Annotated in this window: 17 protein-coding genes; 7 read left to right on the forward strand and 10 right to left on the reverse strand. The window is 62.0% G+C overall.

Annotation, left to right across the window (positions count from 1 at the left end):
- Positions 1–58: 58 nt before the first annotated feature.
- Positions 59–1,426 (forward strand): MFS transporter, encoded by a 1,368-nt coding sequence (locus tag BC360_RS09395; RefSeq protein WP_083222505.1) that lies wholly within the window; start codon positions 59–61, stop codon positions 1,424–1,426.
- Between the two features lie 145 nt (positions 1,427–1,571).
- Here BC360_RS09395 and purH read toward each other — a convergent pair whose 3' ends face one another.
- The 4 genes from purH to htpX all read right to left on the reverse strand — a co-directional run bounded on the left by purH (position 1,572) and on the right by htpX (position 7,716).
- Positions 1,572–3,182, reverse strand: coding sequence for a bifunctional phosphoribosylaminoimidazolecarboxamide formyltransferase/IMP cyclohydrolase (gene purH / locus BC360_RS09400; protein WP_065795041.1), 1,611 nt, complete (start codon positions 3,180–3,182; stop codon positions 1,572–1,574).
- 140 nt (positions 3,183–3,322) lie between these two features.
- Complete coding sequence (locus BC360_RS09405; protein ID WP_065795042.1) at positions 3,323–5,008, reverse strand: heparinase II/III family protein; 1,686 nt, start codon at positions 5,006–5,008, stop codon at positions 3,323–3,325.
- A gap of 333 nt (positions 5,009–5,341) precedes the next feature.
- Positions 5,342–6,754: an RsmB/NOP family class I SAM-dependent RNA methyltransferase gene (locus BC360_RS09410; RefSeq protein ID WP_065795043.1), complete on the reverse strand. Its 1,413-nt coding sequence runs from the start codon at positions 6,752–6,754 to the stop codon at positions 5,342–5,344.
- Positions 6,754–7,716 (reverse strand): zinc metalloprotease HtpX, encoded by a 963-nt coding sequence (htpX, locus tag BC360_RS09415; protein ID WP_065795044.1) that lies wholly within the window; start codon positions 7,714–7,716, stop codon positions 6,754–6,756. Before htpX ends, BC360_RS09410 begins: the two co-directional genes overlap by 1 nt.
- Before the next feature lie 125 nt (positions 7,717–7,841).
- On the opposite strand from htpX, the gene BC360_RS09420 reads away from it, so the two are divergent.
- On the forward strand, positions 7,842–8,042 hold the full coding sequence (locus tag BC360_RS09420; protein WP_065795045.1) for a DUF1674 domain-containing protein: 201 nt from the start codon (positions 7,842–7,844) through the stop codon (positions 8,040–8,042).
- 327 nt (positions 8,043–8,369) lie between these two features.
- On the opposite strand, the gene acs is transcribed toward BC360_RS09420, so the two are convergent.
- On the reverse strand, positions 8,370–10,319 hold the full coding sequence (acs, locus tag BC360_RS09425) for an acetate--CoA ligase (protein WP_065795046.1): 1,950 nt from the start codon (positions 10,317–10,319) through the stop codon (positions 8,370–8,372).
- 226 nt (positions 10,320–10,545) lie between these two features.
- On the opposite strand from acs, the gene BC360_RS09430 reads away from it, so the two are divergent.
- Positions 10,546–11,247, forward strand: a complete 702-nt coding sequence (locus BC360_RS09430; RefSeq protein WP_065781564.1) for a DUF1013 domain-containing protein — start codon at positions 10,546–10,548, stop codon at positions 11,245–11,247.
- 65 nt (positions 11,248–11,312) lie between these two features.
- On the opposite strand, the gene BC360_RS09435 is transcribed toward BC360_RS09430, so the two are convergent.
- The gene (locus BC360_RS09435; protein ID WP_065795047.1) at positions 11,313–11,699 is read right to left on the reverse strand and encodes an ectoine synthase; all 387 of its coding nucleotides are present in this window, start codon (positions 11,697–11,699) and stop codon (positions 11,313–11,315) included.
- Between the two features lie 135 nt (positions 11,700–11,834).
- Here BC360_RS09435 and BC360_RS09440 point away from each other — a divergent pair, with 135 nt between their 5' ends.
- The gene (locus BC360_RS09440) at positions 11,835–12,704 is read left to right on the forward strand and encodes a LysR substrate-binding domain-containing protein (protein WP_065795048.1); all 870 of its coding nucleotides are present in this window, start codon (positions 11,835–11,837) and stop codon (positions 12,702–12,704) included.
- 123 nt (positions 12,705–12,827) lie between these two features.
- On the opposite strand, the gene BC360_RS09445 is transcribed toward BC360_RS09440, so the two are convergent.
- Together BC360_RS09445 and BC360_RS09450 are read right to left on the reverse strand one after the other, a co-directional pair.
- Positions 12,828–14,735, reverse strand: coding sequence for an AMP-binding protein (locus BC360_RS09445; protein WP_065795049.1), 1,908 nt, complete (start codon positions 14,733–14,735; stop codon positions 12,828–12,830).
- Positions 14,736–14,848: 113 nt separating this feature from the next.
- The gene (locus tag BC360_RS09450) at positions 14,849–15,508 is read right to left on the reverse strand and encodes a YggS family pyridoxal phosphate-dependent enzyme (protein ID WP_065781568.1); all 660 of its coding nucleotides are present in this window, start codon (positions 15,506–15,508) and stop codon (positions 14,849–14,851) included.
- Positions 15,509–15,732: 224 nt separating this feature from the next.
- Here BC360_RS09450 and leuS point away from each other — a divergent pair, with 224 nt between their 5' ends.
- From leuS to holA, 3 genes are read left to right on the forward strand one after another with little or no spacing between them, the layout of a single operon-like run.
- Positions 15,733–18,363, forward strand: coding sequence for a leucine--tRNA ligase (gene leuS / locus BC360_RS09455; protein ID WP_065795050.1), 2,631 nt, complete (start codon positions 15,733–15,735; stop codon positions 18,361–18,363).
- Positions 18,350–18,874 (forward strand): LPS assembly lipoprotein LptE, encoded by a 525-nt coding sequence (locus BC360_RS09460; RefSeq protein ID WP_065795051.1) that lies wholly within the window; start codon positions 18,350–18,352, stop codon positions 18,872–18,874. Before leuS ends, BC360_RS09460 begins: the two co-directional genes overlap by 14 nt.
- Positions 18,875–18,885: 11 nt before the next feature.
- Positions 18,886–19,920: a DNA polymerase III subunit delta gene (gene holA / locus BC360_RS09465; protein WP_065795052.1), complete on the forward strand. Its 1,035-nt coding sequence runs from the start codon at positions 18,886–18,888 to the stop codon at positions 19,918–19,920.
- Positions 19,921–20,087: 167 nt separating this feature from the next.
- On the opposite strand, the gene BC360_RS09470 is transcribed toward holA, so the two are convergent.
- Together BC360_RS09470 and BC360_RS09475 are read right to left on the reverse strand one after the other, a co-directional pair.
- Entirely contained in the window at positions 20,088–20,975 is an 888-nt protein-coding gene (locus tag BC360_RS09470) for a ParB/RepB/Spo0J family partition protein (RefSeq protein ID WP_065795053.1), read from the reverse strand.
- A 35-nt stretch (positions 20,976–21,010) separates the two neighbouring features.
- Positions 21,011–21,805 carry a ParA family protein gene (locus BC360_RS09475; protein WP_065781573.1) on the reverse strand — a complete coding sequence of 265 codons (795 nt, stop codon included), beginning with the start codon at positions 21,803–21,805 and terminating at the stop codon, positions 21,011–21,013.
- Between the last annotated feature and the right edge of the window lie 3 nt (positions 21,806–21,808).

Below are 21,808 nucleotides of genomic sequence, written 5' to 3' on the forward strand. Positions count from 1 at the left end.
TTCGGCGGACAGGGCTGCGGACAAGCCGGGAGCGACGCGTCTCGGCATTGCCGGATGGATGCTGTTCGACTGGGCGGCCCAACCCTTCTTCACGGTCATCACCACCTTCATCTTCGGCCCTTACTTCGTCTCGCGACTGACGGAAGACCACGCTCAGGGCCAGGCGCTTTGGGGTTACACCCTCACCGTTTCCGGCATCATCATCGCCATTCTTTCCCCGGTTCTCGGCTCGATCGCCGACGCCACCGGGCCGCGGAAACCCTGGATCGGTTTTTTCGCGGTGATCAAGATCGTATCGCTGGCGATGCTCTGGTTTGCCGCCCCCGGCTCGCCGATCATCTACGCCGCCATCTTCATGGTGCTGGCCACTGTCGCTGCCGAATTCTCGATCGTCTTCAACGATTCGATGATGACGCGACTGGTGGACGAAAAAGACGTCGGCCGCATTTCCAACATTGCCTGGGGGCTCGGCTATCTCGGCGGCATGATCGTGCTGATCGCCGTCGTCGCGCTCCTGGCTGGTAGCCCGGAAGACGGCAAGACGGCGGCCGGTATCGATCCCCTGTTCGGGCTCGATCCGGCAAAGGGAGAAGACGCGCGTATCACCGGGCCGATATCGGCGCTTTGGTATCTCGTGTTCATTATTCCGATGTTCCTGTTCACCCCCGACGCGACGAAGGCGAGCATGTCGCTCGCGAAGGCGACGCGAACGGGCCTGCGCGAGTTGAAGGGCACGCTCGGCGAGCTGCGGCAGAGACCCGGCATCCTGCGCTTCCTGATCGCCCGCATGATCTTTCAGGATGGAGTGAACGGCTTGCTCGCGCTTGGCGGCACCTTCGCCGCCGCCATGTTCGCCTGGCAGACCATGGAACTCGGCATTTACGGCATCATCCTCAACGTCGTTGCCATCGGTGGCTGCCTCTATGCCAGCAGGCTGGACGCGCGCCTCGGCTCTAAGACCATCGTGATCGCCAGCCTCGTCTGCCTGATCATCGCCACCCTCGGCATCGTCTCGACCGGACCGGGCTTCACCTTCTTCGGTCTGCTGCCGCTGCCAACGGAGGATTCCGGCGGCATCTTCGGCACGGCAGCCGAAAAGGCCTATATCGTCTATGGCCTGCTTGTCGGCATCGCCTTCGGGCCGGTCCAGGCCTCTTCCCGCTCCTATCTCGCGCGCAGCGTCAGCATCGACGAAGCCGGCCGCTATTTCGGCCTCTACGCGCTCTCGGGCCGAGCCACCTCGTTCCTGGCGCCTGCGTCGGTGGCCACGATCACGCTCATGACGGGTTCTGCCCGCATCGGCATGATGGCGCTGGTGGCATTCCTCGTTGTCGGCTTCCTGATCTTGCTGCGTACCCCCTATCCGGCGAATGCCGGAAATACGGAAGCCGCCGCGCCCTGGGGACGCGACGGCTCCGAAGTCTGACGACAGGAAAAGACAGGAGCTGACGCTCCCGTCAACGTGCACCAAAAGCCCGTCGCAATCTCCGGGATCGCTTACTGCGCTTTAAGCTCTTGTTTTTGCGCATGTCGTTATCGCAAAACCGCTGCGCACTTTTGCGCGACAGGTACTAGTGGCGGAAGTGGCGCATGCCGGTAAACACCATCGCGACGCCGTGCTCATCGGCCGCGGCAATCACTTCCTCGTCGCGCATCGAGCCGCCCGGCTGGATCACCGCCGTGGCGCCGGCAGCGATCGCCGACAGCAAACCGTCGGCAAACGGCAGGAAGGCCTCGGAGGCGACGGCCGAGCCGCGCGTCAACGGCGTTGCCAGACCCAGCGCCTTGGCGGCTTCCTCGGCCTTGATCGCGGCGATGCGGGCGGAATCGACCCGGCTCATCTGTCCGGCGCCGATGCCCGCCGTCTGGCCGTCCTTGGCATAGACGACGGCGTTCGACTTCACATGCTTTGCCACCTTGAAGGCAAACTTCATGTCTTCCAGTTCCTGCGCCGTCGGTGCGCGCTTCGTCACCACCTTCAACTCCAGGTCCTCGACCATGCCGTTGTCGCGGGTCTGGACGAGAAGGCCGCCGGATACGGTTTTGGCGGAAAGGCCGGGGATGCGCGGGTCCGGCAAGGCGCCCGTCGTCAGCAGCCGCAGGTTCGGCTTGCGGGCGATGACGGCCTTGGCCTCGTCGCTGACCGCGGGCGCGATGATCACTTCGGTGAAGAGCTTGACGATCTCTTCAGCCGTCTCGGCATCGAGCAGCTGGTTGAGCGCGATGATGCCGCCGAAGGCGGAGGTGGAATCGCAGGCAAGCGCCCGTCGGTAAGCCTCGACCAGCGTCGGAGCCGTGGCCACGCCGCAAGGGTTGGCATGCTTGATGATCGCAACGGCCGGGGCTTTTTCCGGCAGGAACTCGGCCACGAGTTCGAAGGCGGCATCGGTGTCGTTGATGTTGTTGTAGGAAAGCTGCTTGCCCTGCAGCAGCTTAGCTGTGGCGACGCCCGGGCGGTTCTCGCCGGTGACGTAGAAACCGGCCTTCTGGTGCGGGTTTTCGCCGTAACGCATTTCCTCCTTCAACACGCCGCCGAGCACGCGGTGGCGCGGCATCGGCGTGTCGAGCGCTTCGGCAAACCAGTTGGAGATGGCTGCGTCATAGGCGGCCGTGCGGGCATAGGCCTTGGCCGCCATCTTCTGGCGGAAGGCATAGGTCGTTGCACCCGAGGCAAGCTCTTCGAGCAGGACCGGATAGTCGGCCGGATCGGTGACGATGGTGACATAGGCGTGGTTCTTGGCGGATGCGCGGATCATTGCCGGGCCACCGATATCGATGTTTTCGACCGTCGTCGGATAATCGCCGCCCTGCGCGCGAACCTCTTCGAAGGGATAGAGATTGATCACCGCCAGATCGATCGCGGTGATGCCGTGCGCCGACATTGCCGCCTGGTGCTCGGCATCGTCGCGGATCGCCAGCAGACCGCCGTGTACGCCCGGGTGAAGGGTCTTTACCCGACCGTCCATCACCTCGGGAAAACCCGTCAGTTCCGAGACGTCGCTGACCGGAAGGCCGGCCTGCGACAGCGCCTTGTGCGTGCCGCCGGTCGAAACCAGACGTACGCCTTTTTCATGCAGGGCGCGGGCAAGCTCGACGACACCGGTCTTGTCCGACACGGAGAGAAGAGCGGTCCGGACTGGAACCTCGTTCGGGGCGGGAATTTTCTTGGAGGCGACAGCCATCAACCATGCTCCTTTGGCGGCGCCGGACGCCCGGGAGGATGCTCCGGCCATTGGGATGGCTGCCCGTTAGCATAGCTTGCCGGCCGAAGGAACCTCGGGAAGCGCACATCCTAAAATAAGGCGCTCGGTTGGCTCGCGAGTCAGTTCGTTCGCGAGAACGTCCATTGGATCTCGGGCTGCTTTGCCACCGCGAAGGTGACCGTCAGCTGCGACGAAGCCCGGATGCCTGATGGATCGGCAAAGAAGATGTCCTCCTCGACCGCCAGTTCGCCATCCTGGCAGGCGAACAGCCAGACTTCGCCATCGGGCGCCGTCAGGTAGATCTCGCGGCCGTTGTTCTGGCGAATGGTGACGGCGGGGTGGATATGGAAGCGGGCGACAGCCACGGCCGGGTTCGTTTCTTCAGGGTCGCTGCCATCGGCACGCGAAAGCCGGTCGCGCCCGCGGATCATCCGGCCGCCGTTGAGCACGCCGATGTCGCGCTCATGCAAGAGCCCGAAGGACGAGAGATAACCGTCATGGTTTGCCGTGACGGATTCGAGGCGGCCCGGTTCGTCCTTGCGCTCCACGACGACGCGCGAGACGCCGCTGGTCATGATCGGCCCGAGAAACCGTGACTGCGAGAAGCGTGAGGACGACGTGTCGTTGACCGTCACGGTGGAATGGGCGGCGGTCATCCGTGCCATCTGGCGGAACCGTTCGCCGGCAAACTTCGGCGCACCCGAATTGATCACGAACCGCGTCTTGCCGGAGGACATTTCGAACGAGAGGCATCCGGCATGGGCGCTACGCGAAAGATCGACGGAAAGCGGCCGGCCGGTATCGACGATGACGACGGTGTTGTCGATCGACAGCCGCTCGTAATGGGCGTGCGGCAGCGAGTGAAACGGTTCGCCGGCGGTTTCGTCGTAGCGCAGCACCGAGGCAAGCTCATGCGCCAGCACCGAGGTCGCACCGTTGAAGAGCGCCAGTTCGCCGCCCTGGTGGCGAAAGAAGCGCAGCGCCGGATACATCCGGTCGATGCAGGAAATGAGACGCGACGGCACGTCATGCCCAAGATTGACATAGGTCTGGCGCAGCGGCAGCAGGTCGAGCAGCAGCTCCAGCCCGGCGCGCGGGCTGCGCGAGAAGTGACTGCCATCGGCGAGGATCTGCCGGTCGAGCTCGAAATCGAGATGACGCGACGCCTTGCGGATGGCCGAAGGCGTCGACGGCATCGAGACTGAGGCCATCGCAAGCGCCATCCGCACACGAAGACGAGCCTCGCCATCACCGACCGTTTCGGCGATGTGGCGGAGATAACGGACCTGGAAGGCAAGGCTTTTCAGGAACCGGCGATAGAAGCCGTGCTCGGCATTGCGCAGGACGACCGGCGAATGCGACAGCCATGCGATGATGCGCTGGGCAATGACGTCGGCATCCCAGGCGATGCCGCCGAAATCGCGACCATGAGTGGCGATCCAGTCGTCGACGATCTGCCGAAGGCGAACGAATCCTGCATCCTCGCGGATCGCACGCAAATGCCGGAGCCAGCCGAACGAATGCAGGCGGATGGCAAATTCCAGCGACGGCAGATCGATCTCGAACGGCGATTCGCCTTCGGTGTCGAGCACCCGGCCGGCCAGTGGGAAGCGGCCCTCGAGGATCTCCTCGGCAACGAAGGGATCGACGGCCCTCAGATCCGTCGGCGCGACGATCAGGCGGCTGGGCGTCGAACCGGTAAAGCGCAACGACGAGACACGGCCGACCGAAAGACGGCGCGACACGCGGCGCCAGCCTTCACGCGCATACAGATAGGAAAGCCTTCGCCTGCCGGAAAACACCATCAACGCCCGCTGGTTTCCTCATTCCTGAAGCAAGCCGTTCGGGACGTCCGAACGGATGCATCGGCTTCGCGCCAGTTTCGCTAGCGCATGCCTGCCCGAAAATCCCTATCGGTTTTCGGCAGGCACCATGCGCGGTTTCAAAGTGTCAGAGCGTCCTTGCCTGCCCGAACGGACGCCCGGCGCTCCGCATCAACTCCGGATGGTGCCGGAAAGATCATTAAACTTTTATCAATTGTATCGTCTTTGATAGGCTCGTGGCCTTAAAGCGTCAATTGGCACGACAAAACAGCCCGTCGCCGAGGCTTTCCGGACGGCAACTCGATTTTTCCGGACTTATTTACGACGAATCACTGCGGCGTAGAATCCGTCGAGTCCGCCGGCGAATGGCGGATCGAGCGGGAACATCGACGGCGTCGTGCGCACTTCACCGAGCGGGGTGATCGCATCTTCAAGGCCCTGCCAATCCTTGGCCAGAACCGGCACGCGCTCATAGTCGTCGCCCGCCGCGACCACCCGGGCGACCACTTCCTCACCTTCGCGCGGGTCGAGCGAACAATTGGAGAAGACGACGATGCCGCCCGGCTTGACCACCGTCAGCGCATGACGCAGCAGACGTTCCTGCAGCAGCGCGAGCTTTTCGATGTCTTCCGGCCCCTTGGTCCAGAGCACATCCGGGTGGCGCCTCGTCGTTCCGGTCGACGAACAGGGAGCATCGAGCAAGGCGGCGTCGAAGAGCTCGTCCGGCCGAAAATCGGCCATGTTGGTTTCCTTCATCTGCGCCTCAAGGCCCAGCCGCTCAAGATTGCCCTTCAACCGCCGCAGCCGGCTTGACGACTGGTCAAGCGCTGTCACCTTGGCACCGGCGAGGATCAGCTGCGCCGTCTTGCCACCCGGCGCGGCGCAGAGATCGACGACGCTCTTGCCGTCAAGCGATCCAAAGAGGCGGGCAGGGATCGACGCCGCAGCATCCTGGACCCACCATTCGCCATCGGTGAATCCGGCTAAGGACGGGATCGAGCCGGAGAATTCGGCAAGGCGGACAGACCCTGTCGGTAGCACCGTGCCACCGAGCCGCTCGGCCCAGGCGTCGGGGTCGGATTTGACGGTCACGTCGATCGCCGCCGGCGTCAGTTGGGCCTCGGCAATGAGATCGGCCTGCTCGCGTCCATAACGCTCGACCAACCTGTCGAAGAACCAGTCCGGCATCGCCGGAACGGTCCGTAAACTCTCCAGGATTGCGTCCTTCTCGCGCGACAGGCGACGAAGGACGGCATTGACCAGATTGGCAAACCGACGGTTTCGCGGATCGGCCTGCGCCTGCTCGACGGCAAGATCGACGGCGGAATGATCAGGAACGTCGAGATAGAGGATCTGCGCGGCCGCCACTGCGAGAACGTGATCGAGGGCTCGGGCGCCCTCCGGAAGCGGCGTCTGCAGCATCGAACCGATTGCCGTCTGGATGCGCGGCAGGTGACGCAATGCCGAATTGAGAATGGCGCGCACAAGCGCCCGGTCGGCCTCGCTCAGTTCGCGGTAGGCCGGATTTCCATGCTCATGATCGAGCATGCCGTCGAGCGACGTCTTGCGATCGACGACCGCCGCCAGAATCTTGGCGGCCGCCTGTCGCGTCCGCAAGCCAGGCTTTTCCGGGCCGCGCGGCTGTTGCGCAGGTTTCTTCGATCTGGCCGGCTCCTTGCGCGAGCGGTTTTGTTTCGGACGTGAATCGTTGTTGTTTTCGGCAGACATCAGGACCAGGGACCTTTCGGCGGTTCGGAACCACCGCGACCCCAACCGGTAGAGGGAACAGAGCGCGATTTGCGCACCGGATTATCAGCACGGACCGGCGGCGTCGACCCCATGGACATCTCCTGCGCCATCTGTTGCAGGGCGGCAATCCGGTTTTCGGTGTTCGGATGGGTCGAAAACAGGTTGTCCATGCGCTCGCCGGAGAGCGGATTGATGATGAACATATGCGCGGTCGCCGGATTGCGCTCGGCATCGTCATTGTGAATCCGGTGGGCGGCGCCGGCGATCTTCTGCAGCGCCGAGGCCAGAGCCAACGGCTTGCCGCAGATCTCGGCACCACGGCGGTCGGCGGAATATTCCCGTGTGCGGCTGATCGCCATCTGCACCAGCATGGCTGCCATCGGCGCGACGATCATTGCGACCAGAACCCCGACGAAGCCGAGCGGATTGTTGTTGTTCTCACGATTGCCGCCGAACAGGAAGGCGAAGTTGCCCAGCATCGAGATGGCGCCGGCGAGCGTCGCCGTCAGCGTCATCGTCAGGGTGTCGCGATTCTGGACATGCGCCAGTTCATGCGCCATGACGCCGGCGACCTCGTCATAGGAAAGCGCGTTGAGCAGGCCGGTCGAAGCGGCAACGGCGGCATTCTGCGGGTTGCGTCCGGTGGCAAAGGCATTGGGCTGCGGGCTGTCGATCACATAGACCCGTGGCATCGGCAGGCCGGCATTCTGCGCGAGATCGCGCACGATGCCGTAATACTCCGGCGCGGTGCGTTCATCGACCTCCTGCGCACGGTACATGCGCAGCACCATGCGGTCGGAATTCCAGTAGGAGAAAAAATTCATACCGGCCGCCATGACGAAGGCAATCATCATGCCGCCACGTCCACCAATGGCGAAGCCGACCGCCATGAACAGGGCGGTCATCACTGCTAGCAGCATGGCGGTGCGAACGAGGTTCATGAACAGGCTCCGGGTGGTCGACGTTTCACGTGAATCAGGGTTTCCGTTCAGGCAACGGCGCCTTATATGATGGGTGCAAATGCCCCGTTCTTCAATACAGATGCACGAATCCGGATACTGGCGAGATGCAGAACGACAACGACAATGCCCCCGACCGCCCGAAAAGGCCGCTGCCTGCCGCCGCCTTGCGCGCGCTGAAGGAAGCGGAGGAGCGGCGGCAGGCGGAAGCGGAGAAGGTTATGCCGACAGAAATCGGCGGCCGCGGCGGCGCCGACCCGGCGCGCTTCGGCGACTGGGAGATCAAGGGCCGGGCGATCGATTTCTGAAAGAACTCTCCCGCCGCACCACTTGAGACGAAGGAATATTTTCCTCTTCATTAGATCGTCCGCGGTTGAGCTCTGCAACCTTGGAGCTTCCAATTGGGATCGTGCGGGCTCGACCGGTTCTGACGGCGCCGATCGAAAACGGCCATTCAGCCACATCGTTCTCCTCCGGTCGCTCGCGAAGCTCCGCCTGGCCTCAGTTGGAATCCGGCTCACAAACGCCCGTCGGCGATCTCGTCGCCGGGACGGTTCACCGCCACAGTCGGCCATCAATGCGGCATGATACAAAAAGGGCGGCCCGAAGCCGCCCTTTTCGCTATGTGTTGCTTGTTAAGCCTTGTTCTGCCGGTTGGCGATCAGGTCTTCCACCACCGCCGGATCGGCGAGCGTCGAGGTGTCGCCGAGCGCGCCGAAATCATCCTCGGCGATCTTGCGCAGGATGCGTCGCATGATCTTGCCCGAGCGGGTCTTTGGCAGGCCGGAGGCAAACTGGATCTTGTCCGGCGTGGCGATCGGCCCGATTTCCGAGCGGACGTGCTTTGCCAGCGCCTGACGCAGATCGTCATTGCCGACTTCGCCCGCCATCAGCGAAACGTAGCAATAGATGCCCTGTCCCTTGATCGGGTGCGGATAGCCGACGACGGCAGCCTCGGACACAAGATGGTGCGAGACGAGCGCCGATTCGACCTCCGCCGTGCCCAGGCGGTGGCCCGAGACGTTGAGCACGTCGTCGACGCGGCCGGTGATCCAATAGTACCCGTCCTCGTCGCGGCGGCAGCCGTCACCGGTGAAGTACTTGCCCTTGTAGGTCGCGAAGTAGGTCTGGCCGAAGCGCGCATGGTCGCCGTAGATCGTGCGCATCTGTCCGGGCCAGCTGTCGGTGATGCAGAGGTTGCCGTCGGCCGCGCCTTCGAGCACATTGCCTTCGCTGTCGACGAGCTGCGGCTGGACGCCGAAGAAGGGCCGCGTTGCCGAACCGGGCTTGAGATCGGTCGCACCCGGCAGCGGCGTGATCAGAATGCCGCCGGTTTCCGTCTGCCACCAGGTGTCGACGATCGGCGACTTCTGATCGCCAACGACGTTGTAGTACCATTCCCAGGCTTCGGGATTGATCGGCTCGCCGACCGAACCGAGCAGGCGCAGCGACGAGCGCGAGGCGCGTTTGACGAAATCGTCACCGGCGCCCATCAGCGAGCGGATCGCCGTCGGCGCGGTGTAGAAGACGTTGACCTTGTGCTTGTCGATGACTTCCCAGAAGCGACCGGCATCCGGGAAATTCGGCACGCCTTCGAACATGACCGTCGTCGCCGCATTGGCGAGCGGGCCGTAGACGATATAGGAGTGACCGGTGACCCAGCCCACGTCCGCCGTGCACCAGTAGATATCGCCGTCGCGATAGTCGAAGACGTATTCGTGCGTCATCGAAGCATAGACGAGGTAGCCGCCGGTGGTGTGCAGCACGCCCTTCGGCTTGCCGGTCGAGCCCGAGGTGTAGAGGATGAACAACGGGTCTTCCGCCTTCATCTTCGCTGGCTCGCAATGCGGCTTCACAGTCGCAATTTCCTGGTGGTACCAGAGGTCTCGGCCCGGAGCCCAGCCGGTCTTGCCGCCGGTGCGGCGCACGACCAGCACCTTGTTGACGATCACGTGCTGCTTGGCGGCGATGTCGATGGCCGTGTCGGTGTTTTCTTTCAGCGGCACCGGCTTGCCGCCGCGCACGCCTTCGTCGCAGGTGATGACGAAAGTGGATTCGCAGTCGACGATGCGGCCGGCCAGCGCATCCGGCGAGAAGCCGCCGAAGACGACCGAATGAATGGCGCCGATGCGGGCGCAGGCGAGCATCGCATAGGATGCTTCCGGGATCATCGGCATGTAGATGGTGACGCGGTCGCCCTTCTTGACGCCGTGCTTCTTCAAGACGTTGGCCAGGCGACAAACCTGCTCATAGAGCTGGTTGTAGGTGATCTTCTTGTCGATATAGGGGTTGTCGCCTTCCCAGATGATCGCCGTCTTTTCGCCGTGCGTCTTCAGATGGCGGTCGATGCAGTTATAGGAGACGTTGGTAAGGCCGTCCTCGTACCACTTGATCGAGACTTTGCCCTTGAAAGAGGTGTTCTTGACCTTGGTATAGGGCTTGAACCAGTCAATCCGTTTGCCATGTTTGCCCCAGAACTTGGCTGGGTCCGAGACACTTTCCTCATACCACTTCAGATAGGTCGCGTTGTCGAGCAGCGTCCGGCTCTTGGCAGACTTCAACACCGGATAGATCTTGGCGGACATTCGTTCCTCCCTGCGCATTCCTGTCTGGGGTTCCCGTCCCGGGTTACCCCGCCTCGGCGACGAGTCATAGCAGGTCAAAGCCGCGCCGCAATTAGACAAAAGGACATTTGGAACTGGAGAATTGCAATTTTGAGACAACGACGCTATAGAGGCGCTCAATTCCCGGAAATCAGTGGTAGACTCCACGGCCCGCGACACCGGCGCGGCGGACAAAAGGACTATATCCATGGCTCAGCAACTGCTTATGCCCAAGGCAACAGCCGTCTGGCTCGTCGACAATACGGCATTGTCGTTCGAACAGATTGCCACATTCTGCAAGCTGCATCCGCTCGAAGTGAAGGCTATCGCAGACGGTGAATCGGCGCAGGGTATCAAGGGCCTAGATCCAATCGCAACCGGACAGCTGTCGCGTGACGAGATCGCCCGCGCCGAGGCAAATCCGAACCACAAGCTGAAGCTTTCGGAGCCGAAAGTCCGTGTTCCCGACTCGAAGCGCAAGGGCCCGCGCTACACGCCGGTCTCCAAGCGCCAGGATCGCCCGAACGCCATTCTCTGGCTGGTTCGCAACCATCCCGAGCTGAAGGACGCCCAGATTTCCCGCCTCGTCGGCACCACCAAGTCGACGATCGAGCAGATCCGTGAGCGCACCCACTGGAACTCGACAAACCTGACGCCGATGGATCCGGTAACGCTCGGCCTGTGCTCGCAGATCGATCTCGACCTCGAAGTCGAACGCGCCGCCAAGGGCCGCCCGCTGCCGACCGCCGCCGAGCTCGGCGCGACGCTCGAAGCAGCGCAGGAAACCGAAAAGCTCAGCTTCAGCTACGAGCGCGAAGAAGAGAAGGAAATCGATGCCGATGCCGTCTTCGCCAAGCTCAAGTCGCTGAAGTCGGATCGCAAGGACGAGGACGAAGACGATCACTATTGATCGCTTCGCCAAGCCATGACGAAAAAGCCCGGATCGCTCGATCCGGGCTTTTTTGTTTGCCAGATTCAGTAGGCCGAACCGGATTGGTCCCTGAGATTGTGGCGCTCGGTACCCTTGAGCGGTGGATTGAAGACACTGACGAGGATCAGATCCTCATCCTCTCCTCCCCGCAGGAAATGCTTGTCGTGCTTGTCGAGCACATAGATGTCGCCCTGGCGAATGGGAAAGACATTGCCCTGCATGTCCTCCACCTCGCCCTTCCCGGCGATGCAGTAGCAGGCCTCCAGATGATTGCGGTATTCCAGCAGCGAAACGGTGTTGGCGCGAACGACGGTGTGGCATACGGTGAAGCCCATTCCATCCTTTTCCGTCAGCAGGCGGTGACTGGTGCCGCTCCCCCATTCGACGAAATGATCGGTGGCCTCGATATCCTGCAGGCTGCGCACGAACATGTGCTATCCTCCCATGAGAAATTCTTACATGACGAAGACCGGAATGCGTTCTCGTGATGTTGAAACCCTTATCTCACGGGACGTCCCGATAGAAAAACGACGATTTCTCAAGGGATAGTTGAGGAGAATTTGCAGATGCTTCCGCCACTCGGCATGCTTCGCGCCTTCGAGGCCGCCGCCCGGCTGGCCAGCTTTTCACGTGCCGCGGACGAGCTGCATGTCACGCACGCCGCAGTCAGCCACCAGATCCGGCTGCTGGAGGAATGGTTCGGTCGACCACTGTTCCTGCGGGAAAAGCGCGGTGTGCGGCTTCTAGAGGATGCCGAGCGGCTGGCGGATGTCTTGACGTCTTGTTTCGACCGCATCTCGATTGAAACGGAAATGTTGCGAGCCAATCCCAAATCGTCGATCACCGTCGCCTGCATCCCGTCGATCGCCACGCGCTGGCTGATACCGGCGCTCAGCGATTTCCTCGAACGGCACCCGGACATCGATGTGAAGGTAATCTACGCGATGGCCGAGCAGCAGCTGCGGGAGACGGGTTGCGACGTGCTCATCACCCTCGGCGCCGACCTATCCGTCGGGACGCAATGCGACCGGCTGTTTTCCCGTGCGAACCGCCCGGTCGCCAGCCCTCGTTACATCGAGCGCAAAGGCGCGCTCGACACACCAGAGGCAATCACCACCGCGGACCTGCTTCACGACGAGACGATCGCGCGGTGGCAAGAGTGGTTTGCGACAGCCGGCCTGCCCATGGCTCGACCGCCGCAGCGCGGTCCGGTTTTCCAGGACTTCAACCTGCTGGCGACGGCCGTGATCGCCGGCCATGGCGTGGCGCTCTGCCCGGTCGAAGTCTTTCGCCGCGAGATCGAGCATGGCGATCTCGTCATCCTCTCGCAGATCGCCACGCTTGAAGACGAAAGCTATTTTCTCATCACCAAGAACCTGCGCAGCAAACCGGTGGCGGCCTTCAGCACATGGTTCAGTTCCGTCGTACGAATCTGAGGCATGCTACAGCGCCGCGCGTCAAATATGACGCGCAAAGGACGCTGTAACGCCTTAAATCTGCTGTATAATTTTCTCCTTAAATCGATTCCGATTTAAGGAATTATGCAGTAGAATGCATCGTCAGACGCCGATGCCCTTGGCGTGCAGCACCGCGGCAATCTCGTCGAGGATCGCCGGGTCGTCGATCGTCGCCGGCATTTTCCATGGCTGGCGATCGGCAATCTTCTGGATCGTTGCGCGCAGGATCTTGCCGGATCGGGTCTTCGGCAGGCGCTTGACGCACATTGCCGTGCGGAAGGCGGCGACCGGCCCGATGCGATCGCGCACCAGGCTGATGACCTCTTGCTCGATCTCGGATGTTTCCCGTGAAACATTGGAGTTGATGACCAGAAAACCGGCAGGGATCTGTCCCTTCAGATCGTCGGCAATGCCGATGACGGCGCATTCCGCGACATCGGGGTGGCTGGCGCACACTTCCTCCATGGCGCCCGTCGACAGTCGGTGGCCGGCGACATTGATGATGTCGTCCGTGCGCGCCATGATGAAGACATACCCATCATCGTCGAGGTAGCCGGCATCGGCCGTTTTGTAGTAGCCGGGGAACTCCTCGAGATAGGCCGCACGAAAACGACGGTCGGCATTCCAGAGCGTCGGCAGACATCCTGGAGGCAAGGGCAGTTTGACCACGACATTGCCCAATGTGCCCGCTTCGACCGGATGACCGGCATCATCGAGAATCTGAACATCGTAGCCGGGCAGCGGTACCGCCGGCGATCCATACTTGACGGGTAGAAGTCCGAGCCCAAGCGGGTTTCCGGCAACCGGCCAGCCCGTTTCCGTCTGCCACCAATGGTCGATGATCGGCACGCCCAGGGCCCTTTCGGCCCAACGGATCGTGTCGGGATCGGCCCGTTCGCCAGCCAGAAACAACGCACGGAACTGCTGGAGATCATAGTTCGCGACCAGCGACGCATCGGGATCCTCCTTGCGGATGGCGCGCAGCGCTGTCGGGGCGGTGAACATGACGGCAACGCCATGTTGCGCAATGATACGCCAGTAGGTGCCGGGATCCGGCGTGCCGACCGGCTTGCCTTCGAACAGGACCGAGGTGTTGCCGTTCAGAAGCGGGCCATAGACGATGAACGAATGCCCGACGACCCAGCCGATGTCGGACGCGGCCCAGAAGACTTCGCCCGGCTGAACGCCGAAGAAATTCTGCATCGACCATTTCAGCGCAACCATATGGCCGCCATTGTCGCGCACGACGCCCTTCGGCTGGCCGGTGGTGCCGGAGGTATAGAGAACGTAAAGCGGATCCGTGGACGCCACCGGCGTGCAGCCGGCCTCGTCGCCGGCATCCTTTGCCGCCGCAAGCGCTGAAGCATAGTCGATATCGCGCACCGGCGTCATATCGGCCCTGAGCATTTCGCGCTGGTAGACGAGGCAATGTGCCGGCTTGTGTTCGGCGATCGTCAGCGCCGCATCGAGCAGCGGCTTGTAGGCGACGGTGCGGCCGGGCTCGATGCCGCAGCTGGCGGAAACGATGAGTTTGGCCTGGCAATCGTCGATGCGAACGGCAAGCTCATTGGCGGCAAAGCCGCCAAACACCACCGAGTGCACGGCGCCGATGCGTGCGGCGGCAAGCATCGCCACCGCGGCCTGCGGGATCATCGGCATATAGATGATGATGCGATCGCCTTTGTCGACGCCGAGTTCGCGATAGACGGCCGCCAGCGCTTTGACGTCGTCGAGCAGCGCGCCATAGGAGATGCGCTCGATGCTCGACGTGACCGGGCTGTCGTAGATGAAGGCGATCTGGTCGCCGCGTCCCGCCTCGACATGCCGGTCCAGGCAATTGTAGCAGCTGTTGGTCACCCCATCGGGAAACCAGTGGCCGTAGATGCCACCTTCAGCCTCGAAGGCGCGCTCCGGTCTTTCGAACCAGTCGATCGCCTCTGCGGCCTCAGACCAGAACCCCTCCGGATCCGTCTTCCACGCGCCATACACTTCGGAATAGCGGCTCGCCATATCCGTTCTCCTCCCAATGCATGCCGGGCAATGCCCGGCCTCCTCTTGCACAAGGATAGGCTAATGAGAACGAAGGTGAACCCCGACGAAAGCGTAATGCGACGTTTTCGCCCTCAGCGCGATCCGAAGATCGCCGACCCGACGCGCACGCTGGTGGCGCCGAACTGGACCGCCGTTTCGAAATCCCCGGACATGCCCATCGACAGCCTGTCGAGTTCACATTCGCCAGCAAGCTTCGCCAGCAGCGCAAAATGCGGGCCGGGATTCTCGTCGACCGGCGGAATGCACATCAGCCCCTCGATCGCCATATCCAGCTCCTCCCGGCAGAAGGTCACGAACGCCACGGTTTCTTTGGGCGCAATGCCGGCCTTCTGCGGTTCCAGCCCGGTGTTGACCTGGACGTAGAGACGAAGCTTCCTGTCCTGGCGCTTCATTTCCGCCGAGATCGCCCGCGCGATCTTCTCGCGATCAACAGTTTCGATGACGTCGAAGAGCGCAACGGCTTCGGCCGCCTTGTTGGATTGCAACGGCCCGATCAGATGCAGCGCCAGATCGGGTGTCTCGCCCTTCAGCAGCGGCCATTTGCCCTGTGCTTCCTGCACGCGGTTCTCGCCGAACACGCGTTGGCCGGCCTCGATCACCGGACGAATCGCGTCAGTGTCGAATGTCTTGGAAACGGCGACGAGGCTGACAGCATTTTTCGGGCGCTTTGCCGCCTTCTCCGCCGTGTGAATCCGGCTCACGACATCGTGCAACCGTTCTTGAACTTCCATGGACCTGTTCTCCGACGTAACGACCTTCCTGACGATGACCTAGCGGATAGGCAAACTTGCGCGCCTTGCCAAGGCCATCGCTGCTCGAGCCGGCCCAAATCCGCCAAAGTGTCGCGCCAAACCCTTCGAAAACTTGACCATCAAGCGGTTTCATGATGAAGGTCACCCCAACTATCATGAGGGCGCTCCCTTGCCCCACAGAACTTCCGGAACACCTAAAAGACATGTCTACCGAACGATATAATCCGCGTGATGCCGAGCCGCGTTGGCAGCAGGAATGGGAAAACGGCGAGGTCTTCCAGACCGAGAACGATGATCCGCGCGAAAAATATTACGTGCTCGAGATGTTCCCTTATCCGTCCGGGCGCATCCACATGGGCCACGTGCGCAATTACACGATGGGCGACGTCGTCGCCCGCTACAAGCGTGCCCGCGGTTTCAACGTGCTTCACCCCATGGGTTGGGATGCGTTCGGCATGCCGGCGGAAAACGCCGCCATGGAGCGCGGCGTGCATCCGGCAAGCTGGACCTACCAGAACATTGCCTCGATGAAGGCGCAGCTGAAGGTTATGGGGCTCTCGCTCGACTGGAACCGCGAGTTCGCGACCTGCGACCCCGCCTACTACCAGCGCCAGCAGCACCTGTTCGTCGATTTTCTCGAAAAGGGCCTGGTCTACCGCAAGCAGTCCAAGGTCAACTGGGACCCGGTCGACAATACCGTTCTCGCCAACGAACAGGTCATTGACGGCCGCGGCTGGCGTTCCGGCGCGCTCGTCGAGCAGCGCGAGCTGACGCAGTGGTTCTTCCGCATTACCGACTTCAGCCAGGAGCTGCTGGACGCTCTGGACACGCTGGATCAGTGGCCGGAAAAAGTGCGCCTGATGCAGAAGAACTGGATCGGCCGCTCCGAAGGTCTGTCCATTCGCTGGCAGATCGTCGAAGGCACCGCTGCCGCCGACACAACGGAACTGACCGTTTACACCACCCGCCCGGACACGCTATTCGGCGCGTCCTTCCTGGCGATCTCCGCCGATCACCCGCTTGCCCAGCAGGCGGCTGCAAGGGATCCGGCAATCGAGGCCTTCTGCGAGGAGTGCCGGCGCGCCGGAACCTCGCTCGCAGCACTCGAGACCGCTGAAAAGAAGGGCATGGACACCGGCATCCGCGCCAGGCATCCGCTCGACGAAAGCTGGGAACTGCCGGTTTATGTCGCCAACTTCGTGCTTATGGACTACGGCACGGGCGCGATCTTCGGCTGCCCGTCCGGCGACCAGCGCGACCTCGACTTCGCTCGCAAGTATGGCCTTCCGGTCGTTCCGGTGGTCATGCCGCGGGATGCCGATGCCGCGAGCTTCACCATCGCTGACGAGGCCTATATCGGCGACGGCGTGATGATCAATTCGCGCTTCCTCGACGGCCTGTCGACGGAAGACGCCTTCGAAGCCGTGGCGTCGAAGCTGGAAAAGGACATGCTGGCCGGATCACCACGTGCCGAGCGCAAGGTCAATTTCCGCCTGCGCGACTGGGGTATTTCCCGTCAGCGTTATTGGGGCTGCCCGATCCCGGTCATCCATTGCGATGACTGTGGCGTCGTGCCGGTTCCAAAGGCCGACCTGCCTGTCATCCTGCCTCCGGATGTCACCTTCGACAAACCAGGCAACCCGCTCGACCGTCACCCAACCTGGCGGCATGTGGCCTGCCCGCATTGCGGCAAGGACGCGCGTCGCGAGACCGACACGATGGACACCTTCGTCGATTCGTCCTGGTACTTCACGCGCTTCACCGCGCCGTGGGAGGACAATCCGACCGATCCGAAGGCGGCCAACCACTGGCTGCCCGTCGATCAGTATATCGGCGGCATCGAGCACGCGATCCTGCACCTGCTCTACTCACGCTTCTTTACCCGCGCGATGAAGGCCACCGGTCACGTTGCCCTGGACGAACCGTTCAAGGGCCTGTTCACCCAGGGCATGGTCGTGCACGAGACCTACAGCCGCGGCGAAGGCGCCCAGCGCGAGTGGATCACGCCGGCGGAAATCCGCATTGACGAAGTCGACGGACAGCGCCGCGCCGTTCTGCTCGAGACCGGCGAAGACATCACGATCGGTTCGATCGAGAAGATGTCGAAGTCGAAGAAGAACGTCGTCGACCCCGACGATATCATTGCTTCCTACGGCGCCGATACCGCGCGCTTCTTCGTCCTGTCGGACTCGCCGCCCGACCGTGACGTCATCTGGTCCGAGGCTGGCGTCGAAGGCGCCCATCGCTTCGTTCAGCGCGTCTGGCGTTTGATCGGCGAGGCGGCAGAAACGCTTCGCGCCATCGAAGCGGCGCCGGCACACGAAGGCGCAGGACTTGCCGTTTCGCAAGCGGCCCACAGGACGCTGCGCGCGGTTGAAGCCGATTATGACAAACTGGCCTTCAACAAGGCCGTGGCGCGCATCTACGAGCTCGTGAACGTGCTTGCAGCGCCGTTGACCCAGGTTGCCGGCGGCAAGGCCGACGCAGCGCTGACGGCCGCGGCGAAGGATGCAACGTCGATCCTCGTCAACCTGATCGCCCCGATGATGCCGCACCTTGCCGAGGAATGCTGGCAGGCGATCGGCGGCAAGGGTCTGATCGCCGAAAGCAGCTGGCCGAAGTTCGATGCAGCGCTTGTCGTCGAGAATGAAGTCACGCTGCCGGTGCAGATCAACGGCAAGAAGCGCGCCGATTTGACAATCGCGCGCGATGCAGATCAGACTGCAATCGAAAATGCTGTTCTCGCTCTCGATGCCGTCAAGACCATACTCAACGGCGGCAACCCCAAGAAAATCATCGTCGTGCCTCAGAGGATCGTCAATGTCGTTGTCTGATCGAGCTGGCTCCCGCATCCGGTCGATCCCGGTGCTGGCTGGTGTTCTTATGTTGACCGCGCTCGCCGGCTGCCAGGTCCGGCCGCTTTACTCCGACAGCGTCGGCACATCGACGGCACTTGCGTCGATCGAAATCTCCGATGCGGACGACCGCGTCGAGCAGGAAGTGCGCAACGCGTTGATCTTCCTGGCCGCCGGCGGCCAGGGCGAACCGGCGAACCCGCAATATCACCTGGCGCTGAATGTCACGACCCGGGCCATGGGCGTGCTCTATGATCAGGCAAGGGACCGGGCAGGGGCGGGGCGTATCGTCGTCAAGGCGGACTACAATCTGTCCAAGACCAGCACGGGCGAAACCATCAAGTCCGGCAACCGGACCGCTGTTGCGCTTGTCGACTTCCCGGTGCAGGAGTTTGCCAAGGTCCGCGCCGTCCGCGATGGTGAGAACCGCGCTGCAAAGGAACTGGCAGAGCTGATCCGGGCTGACATCGCCGCGGCCCTCAGCCGCTAGGCGGTGGTGGAATGAGCGAAGTCAAGTCGCACGAATTCGACTCCTTCCTTCAGAAGTCAGCGGGACTCTATCGCCTGTTTGTCCTTTACGGGCCAGACCGTGGTCTGGTCTCGGAGCGGGCAGGGGCGATCGCGTCGCGCTGCGGCGTTCCTCTCGATGATCCTTTTTCCATTACAAAGCTCGACGCCGGGGATCTGCAACAGAGCCCCGGCCGCTTGCTCGACGAGGTCAACTCGATCGGCCTCTTCGGCGGCGAAAAACTCGTCTGGGTGCGAGGCGCTGCCAACGAGAAGGCGCTCGTCGATGCCCTGCAGATTCTGGCTGGAGAACCTCCCACGGGTAGCTACATTGTTGTCGAAGCGGGCGATCTCAAGAAGGGGTCGGCGCTGCGCAAGGTCGCCGAGACGGCGCGTTCGATCGCGACCATCGCCTGCTATAGCGACGATGCCCGCAGCCTGCAGGCCCTGATCGACAAGGAACTCGGCGAGGAAAAGCTCGGCATTACTCCGGCTGCACGCGAGCGGCTGATGGAGGCGCTTGGCGGTGATCGCCTGGCATCGCGCAACGAAGTGCGCAAGCTGGCGCTCTATTGCCGCGGCAAGGCGACAGTCGACGAATCGGATGTGACCGACATTGTCGGTGATGCCAGCGCCATCTCCGTCGATGATGCGGTGGATGCAGTCCTGAAAGGTGATCTTGACGGTCTGATGCACGCAATGCAGAAGATAACCACGTCAAAAACGCCCGCCTTCCTCGTTTTGCAGGGGTGCCTCAGGCAGTTTCAGCAGCTTGATTTGATGCGCGCCGAAATGGATGCCAGCCGTCAACAGGCCGGCCAGGTTATCGCCACCATGGGCCGGCACCTGCATTTTCGCCGCAAGCCCATCATCGAAGCCGCGCTCAGACATTGGTCTTCGCCGGCGATCCGCCGCGAACTGACACGGCTGCAGAATACGATCTACCAGAGCCGTACGCGCCAGAGCCTCGAGGAAAGCATGGTGCTGCAGAACCTGATGGCGATTGCCGTACAATCAGGCAGGCGCTAGAGCATTTTCAGAAAAAGTGCGAAGCGGTTTCCCGTCAGGAAATGCGTAGAAACAAAGAGATAGAGCGTTTCTGCGTTTCCGTCTAAGCCGGAAACGCTCAAAACACCCGCTCTCGCGGGCGCAGATCAACATATGACGTTAGTGGGGAAAACCAGGGAGCTTCGCTCTCAACGGCGCTCGAGCAGTCGGCAAATCTCTTCGAGCTGATCAAGCGTCTTGTAGGAGATCCGCAGGTGCCCGCCTGAGGCTTTATGGCTGACGGTCACTTCGAGCCCGAGGCTATCGGACAATGTCCGCTCCAATGCCAGCGTATCGGCGTCCTTTTCGTCACGACGTGCGGTCTTTGCGTAGTTGGGGTCGTTCTGCGCCCGAATATCGTGCTGCGCCATTCGTTCCGCGTCGCGAACCGAAAGCCCCTTCGCGACGATACTACGCGCCAGCGTCGCCGGGTCTGACGTCGGGATCAGTGCGCGCGCATGCCCGGCCGACAGGCTTCCATCCGACAACATGTCCCGCACGGGCTCGGGCAGCTTCAAGAGCCGCAGACTGTTGGCGACATGACTGCGGCTCTTGCCGATGATCTCCCCGAGGTCATTCTGAGTATAGCCGTGCTCGGCAATCAGCTGCTCGTAACCAAGCGCTTCGTCGAGCGGGTTGAGGTCTGACCGCTGCACGTTCTCGACGATCGCAATTTCGAGTGCTGTGCGATCGTCGACGTCGCGGATAATAACGGGAATCTCGGTAAAACCCGCCAGCTGCGCGGCGCGCCAGCGGCGTTCCCCCGCGATGATCTCGTACCGGTCGGTGCCGATCGTACGGGCAACAACCGGCTGGACGATGCCATGCTGCCGAATGGAGCTGGCGAGGTCCTGCAGTTCACCTTCGTCGAACTGCCGACGCGGGTTTCTCGGGTTTCGCGATACGAACTCTATCGGTACACGTCGATCGGGATTAACAGGGGCAGGGGCAGCACCTGCCTGTATCGGCTGGTCCATCTCGCCGATCAAAGCGGCCAGACCGCGGCCAAGCCTTCTCTTCGAGCTGTCGTCGTTCATAGTATCACCCGATTTAAATTCCGGAACCGAAACAATTACGCAGCCTTGCGCTGCCGTTCACGCTGGATCACTTCCGATGCGAGCTGAAGATAGGCCTGGCTGCCTGCGCATTTCAGATCGTAAAGGATCGCCGGCTTACCATAGGAAGGCGCTTCGGACACACGGACGTTTCGCGGAATGAGCGTGTGGTAGACCTTGTCCCCAAGATGGGTGCGCACATCGCTTACCACCTGCTGAGCAAGATTGTTGCGGGAATCGAACATCGTCAACACGATGCCCTGAATATCCAGGCTCGGGTTGACGGTCCTGCGAACCTGATCGACCGTCTCCAGCAACTGGCTCAAACCTTCCAGCGCGAAGAATTCACACTGCAGCGGCACCAGCACCGAATGCGCGGCGGCCATCGCGTTCATCGTCAATAGGTTAAAGGATGGCGGGCAGTCAACGAGAACGTAGGAATACTCCAACGCCTCCGGGCTGGCCAATGCCTTGCGCAACCGAAAGGCGCGGTCGGCTTCCCGCGATATTTCCATCTCGACGCCGAGCAGATCCATCGTCGACGGGACGATGGCGAGATTCGGCACCGCCGTCTGCTGAACGATCTCACCGATCGTATGCGATCCAACCATCAGCTCGTAGGAAGAGAGGTGGCGATCGCGGCGCTGAATGCCGAGTCCCGTACTGGCATTGCCTTGCGGATCCAGGTCGACGATCAAAACCTTCTCGCCGATGGCGGCCAGTGCCGTTGCCAGATTGATCGCAGTCGTCGTTTTACCGACGCCGCCCTTCTGGTTTGCTATCGTGATGATCCGGTTTTTTGCGCCAAACATGTT

The sequence above is a fragment of the Ensifer sp. LC163 genome, from assembly GCF_001695855.1.
Classification (GTDB): domain Bacteria; phylum Pseudomonadota; class Alphaproteobacteria; order Rhizobiales; family Rhizobiaceae; genus Ensifer.